Below are 8,670 nucleotides of genomic sequence, written 5' to 3' on the forward strand. Positions count from 1 at the left end.
ATTTTATTATGGTATGTTGTTTTACTTGAGTCAGACGCTTGATGTTTTAATGATGCTTTTAATTTCCATAAGTACAATGATCGTCATGAAAATATATTTAATCGGGTGGAGTAAGTTTGATACTTATATTAAAGAAAATCAGATATATAGAAATTAAATTAATCTATATAAATAAAGAACGAAAATAGAATTTAGATTATGGTCTTCATGTTTTAGGTTTTTTTTATTTATTTCAATAATTTTATTTATAAAATATTTTGTGTAGCCATAATTTTAACTAGAATTTGAATTTAAAAAATTATAGTTTACTAGTTGCTTGATTAGTGATAGATATTTTGATTTTTTTGGAATTTATATAGTAATAGAAATTTTTTTTAAACATAGTTATTTAAGTAACTTTTTAATCTTATTCACAATGTTAAAAACACTATACATAGCTACATATGATCTGATACGATCTTAATCACTAAATCAAAAGGTTTGTATAAATACATTCTAATTTAATTTTAAATCTTCATTGATCTTTCCATACTAAACTTTAACTTATAATTAAAAAAAGAGGTGTAAGATGTCTACATTATTGGTATTAATCGTTCTGATTGGGGTGGTTGTATTTGTTCTTGCAACATTAAAAGGAGATAAAAAAGCAAGTAAACAAAGAAATCCCATTAAGGGCAAACGCATCTTAACGATGAATGAGCAACCAACTTTTTTTAGATTAAGAGAAGCACTTCCAGAGCACATCATTCTAGCGCAAGTTGCTTTCAGTGCTTTTATGACTGCTAAAGGATTTCCAACACGTAATTTATTCAATCGTAAAGTTGCAGATTTTATAGTGTTAGATAAATCACTCAATATAGTTGCAATTGTTGAGTTGGATGATTCATCACATATCGGAAAAGAAGATAAAGACGCAGACAGAGATGCATTAGTTGCTGAAGCAGGTTTCCGAGTGATTCGATACAAGAGAACCCCAGATTTTGCACAAGTACAAAAAGATTTTGGGGTTTTTCCCATCGCCCAATCTGTTCCTGAATCTAACCCAATCAAAGAATCTGAAGAAAATTTAGAAAAAACCAAAATTATTTCAGATGCTTTTATTTTTCAATCAGAATTAGGGGAGCGGAAAAAGCTATCTGAATAGTTCAGATACCTTGATTGGTGAGTGTCGGGTGTGCAAGCGTAAATCGACTTTTTTGATGTAGCATTTTTGCATGGTCCAACTTCATAGAACAAATGATTGAACTAATCTGATTCTATAGCCGTATAAGTTGAATTAAAAAGATGAATTCTGTTTTGAAGATTTGGAACGCTGAAATTGAATTCGAACCTGTGCTATTTTATAATGTTACGCCAGATTTGCGTCAAAGTAGGCTGTAAGCTATATAATTAAAGAAATATTGGTGCGCTCGGCGGGGATCGAACCCACGACCCCAGGCTTCGGAAACCTGTACTCTATCCAACTGAGCTACGAGCGCATGCGAAGCACATCATAGGCAAAAAAAGGCCTGGGGTAAAGTGACTCATACACAGAAGTTTTTCTTATGTTTATTAAATCATCAATTGTAAGCAATTGATCTTTATTGGCGTACAAATAAAAAGAGCCCATCGAGATGGGCTAAAGGGCTAAATCTTGCATATCCATAAGAATTATAAATATGCATATTTTGAAAATTCATAGCATCATACTAAGAATTTCATTAAATGTTTCTTCGTCTTTAGTCGTAGTTCGATTATTTTTTAGACGTGCCAGTCGTCATGTAATAGCTTGGTTTTATTTTTTAAAAATAAAAATCATAGAAAACAAAACCTTAAAATTATACTAAAATTAAAATTGTTGAGTGGCTTCAGTACATCTATGCAAAAATAGCATAGATATACTTAGACAAATCGCATCTAAATCAAACTCAAGATCGAGTTTTTAAAACTTATATAGTTATATAAGGTCTATCCTTTATCAGTAATCGACCTTAAATATATAACTTGTTTTTTATAAAATCTGGCAGGATTTCACTTATGAAATGGCCTTGGTTTCCAAGGCTTTTTTAAGATAAGGATCGAGTTCATCCTGACGTAGTAGCCATTGCACGTAATCGTGTGGTAAGTCCTTGATAGCAGTGCCACGATGTTTTCCAAAGTTAATTTGTTCGGGAATCCGTGCTTCTTCCGAGGCGACATAAAGGGCGTCGATATTTGAAATATTTAAATGATGTACGATATGCATCAGTATATTGGCTGTCAGAATAATGTCTGCATCGGCACGATGGGCACCTTTAAGCATTTCTCGTGCTTTTGTACTGCCTTTTGAGATTAGATAAATCAAAGCAGATATATTGTGTGCCTCAGCTTGTGGCCACACTTTACGCGCAAGTGCCAATGTGCAAATTGCCTTAATCTGTGAGGTATCGACACCACATCTCGCAATTGCATTGATATCGTAATCGACATTATGTCCAATAATGTATTGTGTTTGCTTAGGTAAAGAAAAGGTCGTGAAATGTGGTTGATGCTCCAGATCAGATTCAAGAATATGATGAACGGCCATTGAAGCATATGAAATCGGTTCATCTACACTATAAAGTTGATCAAATAGCTCACTCTTGTCGAGCGTTAATTTACCTTCAAAGATTTCTACAGGCGCATAAGCAATTTCAATTGGATTACCATTTAACTGATGTGTTTCGGTATCTAAAATAATGGCGTTCATATTGCTCAGTAAGCTGACAGGTGATTTGTCAATTTATCATTCTCTTATAATCAGGCAAAGCCTTTAAAAGGTGGTTTGATCAACCTGCAAGCGATGCTTGTGAACCGCTAACTTTTCCGCTATGTTTAAACAGAAAATAAATACAATCAGTAAAGAAGCTTAAAGGACAAAGCAACAATGAAAAAACATCTCATGGTTTTAACCACACTCAGTGCCTGTATTTTTCTAAGCGCCTGTAATGATAGTAGTGACTCCGATTCATCAACCTCATCAAGTAATGTGCCTGAAAATAATATTCAGAATCCTGTTGTAGGAATACCTGCAGCATATACTCAATCTGGTATGGATCAGGTTGCTGGTGAAAGTGTGGTCATGACTTACAAAATGCTCGGCATAAGTGGGCAAGAAGTATTGGCAACATCACTGGTTTTCACACCAAAAGGTACACCACCAAGTGCAGGTTGGCCAATTGTGGCTTGGGCACATGGAACGACAGGTGTGGCTGATATTTGTGCGCCAAGTCGTAATGTCATGGATGAAAATGTAAAAACCATGATCACTCAGTTACTGGCGCAGGGTTATGTTGTTGTAGCACCAGATTATGAAGGATTGGGAGAGCCGAATGGTAAAGAAATTCATCCTTTCTTAAATGTAAAAAGTGAAGCGTATTCAATTACCGATGCGGTTGTAGCAGCAAAAAGCTATTTGGGAGCAAAAGCTGCCACAAGATGGGTCGCAGTGGGGCACTCGCAAGGTGGACAGGCCGCGCTCGGGGCAGCACAATATGCGTCGCGTGCAAAGCTGACCTATAAAGGTACAATCGCTGTAGCACCAGCATCAAATCTGGATCTTATTTTAAACGCCGGGGAGCTTTCAGCTGCAAACCAGCCTGTGGCTGTCCAAATTCCAACATATACCAATTTAGATACTTACACAGCCTTAATTACTGCCGGACTACGCAATCCAAATCCGTCCTTGCAATACAGTCAAATTTTTAAAAGCCCTTCAGATAAAATTGCCGCTCAAGCAGAAAGTGTCTGTGCGCCAGCCTTGGCGCAATCATTTGAAGCAAGGTTAACTAAGTACTCCAATGAGAATAACAATACGTTAGTCGGCTATGGGCGTACTCAGGATGGCTTTCTCAATTTGCCTGTAGTGAAAAATTTTACCAGTACAGATGGGCAACCACTAACAGTTAAAGTTTCAACGCCTATTAAGATTTATCAGGGGCAGGCCGATACTACGGTGCCACTGATTGCAACCAACAAGCTTGTTACGGAAGCAAAATTAGCCGGTACGAATATCAACTTTGTTACCAATCCGACTTGGACACACGGCAGCGCGTATAGCTTGAATATTTCCAATATTGTCACCGACGTAAATACTTTGTTTACCCAGTAAGTTAATCTTTTTATGGCAAAATGGCTGATCCGCGCAGGATGAGCCATTTTTATGCATAACTGAGCAACTTCGCCCTGCTTAAACTCAAACTTCATGATACAATAGCGTCCAATCTTAGCACGGCTTAAAAGCCCTACTACATAGGACCCTCGCTAATGTTTGCCAACATTTCTCTTTCTGAATTTGATCCAGAATTGGCCAAAGCAATTGAAGCTGAAGATGCGCGCCAGGAAGCGCATATTGAGTTAATTGCATCTGAAAACTATTGCTCTCCTGCGGTGATGGAAGCGCAAGGATCAAAGCTTACCAATAAATATGCAGAAGGTTATCCGGGCAAACGCTATTACGGCGGCTGCGAATATGTAGATGTAATCGAACAACTTGCAATTGACCGTGCAAAAGCGCTTTTTGGTGCTGACTATGCAAACGTTCAACCGCATGCTGGTTCACAAGCAAATGCTGCGGTATATCTTGCACTTTTAAATGCAGGCGATACGGTTTTGGGTATGAGCCTTGCACACGGTGGTCACTTGACTCACGGTGCAAAAGTTAACTTCTCTGGTAAAACTTACAATGCTGTACAGTACGGTTTAAATCCAGAAACTGGTGAAATCGATTACGATGAAGTTGAGCGTTTGGCACTTGAGCACAAGCCACGTATGATCGTTGCTGGTTTCTCTGCTTATAGCCGTATTGTCGACTGGCAGCGTTTCCGTGATATCGCGGATCAAGTGGGTGCATATCTATTTGTTGATATGGCACACATCGCTGGTTTGGTTGCAGCTGGTGTGTATCCAAACCCAGTTCAAATTGCGGACGTTACTACAACAACGACTCACAAAACACTTCGTGGCCCACGTTCTGGCTTGATCTTGGCGAAAGCAAATGAAGAAATCGAGAAGAAACTTCAGTCTGCTGTGTTCCCAGGCAATCAAGGCGGTCCGCTTGTACACGCTATTGCTGCAAAAGCAATCTGCTTTAAAGAAGCAATGACGCCTGAATTTAAAACGTATCAACAACAAGTTGTGAAAAACGCGCAAGCTATGGCAGATGTGTTAATTGCGCGCGGTTACGACATCGTATCGGGTGGTACAAACAACCACTTGTTCTTGTTGTCACTTATCAAACAAGACATCACTGGTAAAGAAGCTGATGCATGGTTAGGCGCTGCCAACATCACCGTTAACAAAAACGCCGTACCAAACGATCCACGTTCACCATTTGTGACTTCTGGTATCCGTATTGGTACTCCAGCGGTAACTACGCGTGGTTTTGGTGAGTCTGAAACGCGTGAATTGGCGGGCTGGATTGCTGATGTACTTGATAGCAAAGGCGACGAAAGCGTGATCGCTGAAGTAAAAGCAAAAGTTGAAGCAGTGTGTGCGAAGTTTCCAGTTTATGCGAACTAAGTCATACTGAAAAAAAGACCTCCCGTCCGGGAGGTTTTTTTATATCGGTTTTTGGGGTGTGTAAAAAATGTTTAACATAAATCCATCATCTTGCTAAGTTTATCATCTAGGTGTTTACTTAAAATCATCCTATGATGGTATTCATCAGTTCAATTCATGGTTATGGCTCAGTTGAATGCATTAATTCCGCTTGATCAGATTGATACAGACCCAAAACAGGTCTTGGCGATCAAACGTATGGATCTTGTGCCACTACTCGACAATCCGTACCGACTAAATCACTATGCAGATCAGCTGATTCAAGCTCAGGCTGTATTGCTAAACCAAATTTCGCCTGAACTTACGCATGATTTAAGTCGTGTGATTTCTCATTTGATTGATAAATTGTCTAAATCTGACAAGGTCATTAAGAAAAAATCTTTTAATCGTTTACAAAAATGGTTTGGCGTAGACATCGAGCATGATCAGACACAACTCAATTATTTGCATGGATTAGATGCATTAATCGAGCATGCGGATCGATTGAGTCAGCAGCTTGCAGTCGAAATTCAAAAATCACAATCACGAATTCAACAGTTACTTGGTCTGCGCGAACAAATGGCACTTTATATCGTGGCTGCACAAGAATTTTTGGATGAATATCCTGCTTTTATCCGCCATCAGCATCCACTCGATCACTTTTCAGAGCGGCTATCTAAAAAAATCAATAGTTTGCAAACACTACAAGCCAGTAATGATCTTGCCATCACGCAAATGTTTTTAACCCAACAGCTCTCGTTTGGTTTGCTTGATCGTTTTAAAGAAGCTCAGCAGGTACTGATTCCGGCTTGGCAATATCATTTGAAACAAAGTATGCAAAACAGCTCGGCACTTGAATTGCAAAAACTTGATCATAGCCGCGAAAGTTTATTAACTATTTTAAGACAATCATTAGAAAAGAGGGTAGAACCATGACGCAGTTTGAGTCAGACCAACAGCCGAATGTGATGAAATCCGACACTGCTCTCACGCAGCATGAATTTGATGGATTGGATTTAAAAGCGCTAGGTTTACAGCCAGAGGATTTTATTCATGTGCAGGATGCTCATCGTGAGCTTGCAGATTTAAATCACGCTACTGTAGCCGAATATGGTAAAGACATTGCCAGCGTAACCTCTGCATATACGGACGAGCTTTTACACTTGGTGCGTAGTAAGGATCTCGATGAAACGGGTAAGAAATTGAACGAAGTGGTACACGTGGCCAAACAGCTCAACACTTCAAGTATTTTAAATAAACCTAAAACCTCGACCATTCCATTGATTGGCGGACTTCTAAATCGTATGAAGGGCGCAAAACAAAACTTTGATCAAAACTTTGTCAATACCAAAGAGCAGATTGATGGCTTGGTTAAAGAGATCGAGACCACGCAAATCGGCTTAAAAACTCGAGTGAATACTCTCGATAAAATGTTTACAGCTGTACAAGATGAACACAAACAACTCGGGGTTTTGGTTGCAGCAGGAAAAATCAAGCAGCAACAATTACAAGCACAAATTCAGCAATTAACCGAAGATTCCAATGCTCAGCAGCATACTCAGGCCATTTACGATTTAAATCATTTATCCAATAATCTTGAAAAGCGTGTGAGTGATTTACAAGTATTGCAGCAATCCGCCATGCAGACATTGCCTATGATCCGGATTATTCAATCGAATAACTTAATGCTAGTGGATAAATTTTATGCCATAAAAAACATTACATTACCCGCTTGGAAAAATCAGATTAGCTTGGCAATTTCCTTGCAAGAGCAACAAAACAGTGTGCAGCTTGCCAAACATATTGATGATGCCACTAATGAACTTTTACGACGTAATGCAGAATTACTACATCAAAATTCAATTGACACCGCGAAGGCCAATCAACGGTCTGTTATTGATATTGAAACACTTGAGCACGTTCAAAATACGCTGATTAAAACGGTCAATGATGTGATTCAGATTCAAAAAGAGGGCATGCAAAAGCGCGATGAAGCTACCGTTCGTTTACGTGCATTACAAGATAATTTGCAGCAACTGGTGATTGATTCAAGTCGCACCAAAACAGAAACTTGATTGAAATACGCTTTGGGAGAAAACATTGCCATCGGTCAAACATTACCCCATTCACCCCGAAGATATCCAAACTCGTCTTGTCACTTTGAAAAAAAGACAGCGTGGCTTAAGTATATTCGGGATTGCTGCACTCAGTGTATGTGCACTTGCGGTATTGTTTTCATTTGCACTTCAGCCCGTCATTTACGGTTTTTTTGATTTGAGTACACAAATCAAGCAGCTTCATATTCCAGCAGGGTTTGAGGGGCAATTGTTTGTCGATGAGCAACCCGATTATTTAATAACCTTATTGTCATGGTTGGGGTGGTTGATACTCAAACTTACGGTGAGTTTTTTTGGTGCTTTTATTTTTGTACGGTTACTTAAAAAATTCCGTTTTTTTAAAGTCCGATTTAAATCTTTGATTTTACGCTTTGTGGCATGGCTCATTGGGTGGATTTTGATTTGGTCTGGCTTAACCTTTCTCCAATATCATCAGCAAAGTGATGAGGCGCAAGCGTATGCTGAGTTGGTTCAATATGATCAGCGCATTCAGACCAGTCCGATTTTTCAATATTTACAACAAGCCCATTCACCTCAACCCGTCAAAGATTATTTACTCGCGCAAACTGCGCTGTTACATCGTCCCATAGACAAGGATGCTGCTGTATCCTACACCAGTAGTCTGATTCGTGCCGAACGCACGGATCCACATTTTTTTGAATACGGCCTCAAACGCGAGCAATTGTGGACCATTCAGCATCAAGTTTACGGAAAAAGCATCACACCGATGGCGCAAAGTATCGATGCGCAAGCACGTCAAGCAGCACGTATCAGTGAGGTCACTCAGCGATTGAGCTGGGGATTAAGCTTTGTGGCGTTTTTGGCTGGGGCAATACTTTATGGCTTAAATGTAAACCTTAAAGCTCGTATTCGGCGGATTGAAGCTCGATTTTAGTTTTTATTCAAAAAATCGATTGTATTGATAAAAACATACCGTTTCACCTATCAATGCATTTATCTTATTCTTCTCAACAAGTTAAATTATTTACTCCTTTGGAGCTGTTAGGCATGTTAGACC

Annotated in this window: 7 protein-coding genes and 1 tRNA gene; 6 read left to right on the forward strand and 2 right to left on the reverse strand. The window is 39.0% G+C overall.

Annotation, left to right across the window (positions count from 1 at the left end):
- Nucleotides 1–568 precede the first annotated feature (568 nt).
- Nucleotides 569–1,144 carry a DUF2726 domain-containing protein gene (locus tag QLG00_RS03730; protein WP_119690623.1) on the forward strand — a complete coding sequence of 192 codons (576 nt, stop codon included), beginning with the start codon at nucleotides 569–571 and terminating at the stop codon, nucleotides 1,142–1,144.
- Between the two features lie 257 nt (nucleotides 1,145–1,401).
- On the opposite strand, the gene QLG00_RS03735 is transcribed toward QLG00_RS03730, so the two are convergent.
- Nucleotides 1,402–1,478, reverse strand: a tRNA-Arg gene (locus QLG00_RS03735).
- 536 nt (nucleotides 1,479–2,014) lie between these two features.
- Complete coding sequence (locus QLG00_RS03740) at nucleotides 2,015–2,707, reverse strand: exonuclease domain-containing protein (protein WP_004938476.1); 693 nt, start codon at nucleotides 2,705–2,707, stop codon at nucleotides 2,015–2,017.
- Between the two features lie 177 nt (nucleotides 2,708–2,884).
- Between QLG00_RS03740 and QLG00_RS03745 the strand changes: the two genes are divergently transcribed.
- The 5 genes from QLG00_RS03745 (at nucleotide 2,885) to QLG00_RS03765 (ending at nucleotide 8,547) form a co-directional block, all read left to right on the forward strand.
- Nucleotides 2,885–4,108: an alpha/beta fold hydrolase gene (locus QLG00_RS03745; RefSeq protein WP_208476528.1), complete on the forward strand. Its 1,224-nt coding sequence runs from the start codon at nucleotides 2,885–2,887 to the stop codon at nucleotides 4,106–4,108.
- A 155-nt stretch (nucleotides 4,109–4,263) separates the two neighbouring features.
- Nucleotides 4,264–5,517, forward strand: coding sequence for a serine hydroxymethyltransferase (glyA, locus tag QLG00_RS03750; RefSeq protein ID WP_004938470.1), 1,254 nt, complete (start codon nucleotides 4,264–4,266; stop codon nucleotides 5,515–5,517).
- Between the two features lie 162 nt (nucleotides 5,518–5,679).
- Nucleotides 5,680–6,471 (forward strand): tellurium resistance protein, encoded by a 792-nt coding sequence (locus QLG00_RS03755; protein ID WP_119690631.1) that lies wholly within the window; start codon nucleotides 5,680–5,682, stop codon nucleotides 6,469–6,471.
- 32 nt (nucleotides 6,472–6,503) lie between these two features.
- On the forward strand, nucleotides 6,504–7,610 hold the full coding sequence (locus QLG00_RS03760) for a toxic anion resistance protein (protein WP_171402667.1): 1,107 nt from the start codon (nucleotides 6,504–6,506) through the stop codon (nucleotides 7,608–7,610).
- 25 nt (nucleotides 7,611–7,635) lie between these two features.
- Entirely contained in the window at nucleotides 7,636–8,547 is a 912-nt protein-coding gene (locus QLG00_RS03765; RefSeq protein ID WP_282470511.1) for a hypothetical protein, read from the forward strand.
- Nucleotides 8,548–8,670: the final 123 nt, after the last annotated feature.

The sequence above is a fragment of the Acinetobacter sp. V89_7 genome, assembly GCF_029967895.1.
Lineage (GTDB): Bacteria > Pseudomonadota > Gammaproteobacteria > Pseudomonadales > Moraxellaceae > Acinetobacter > Acinetobacter soli.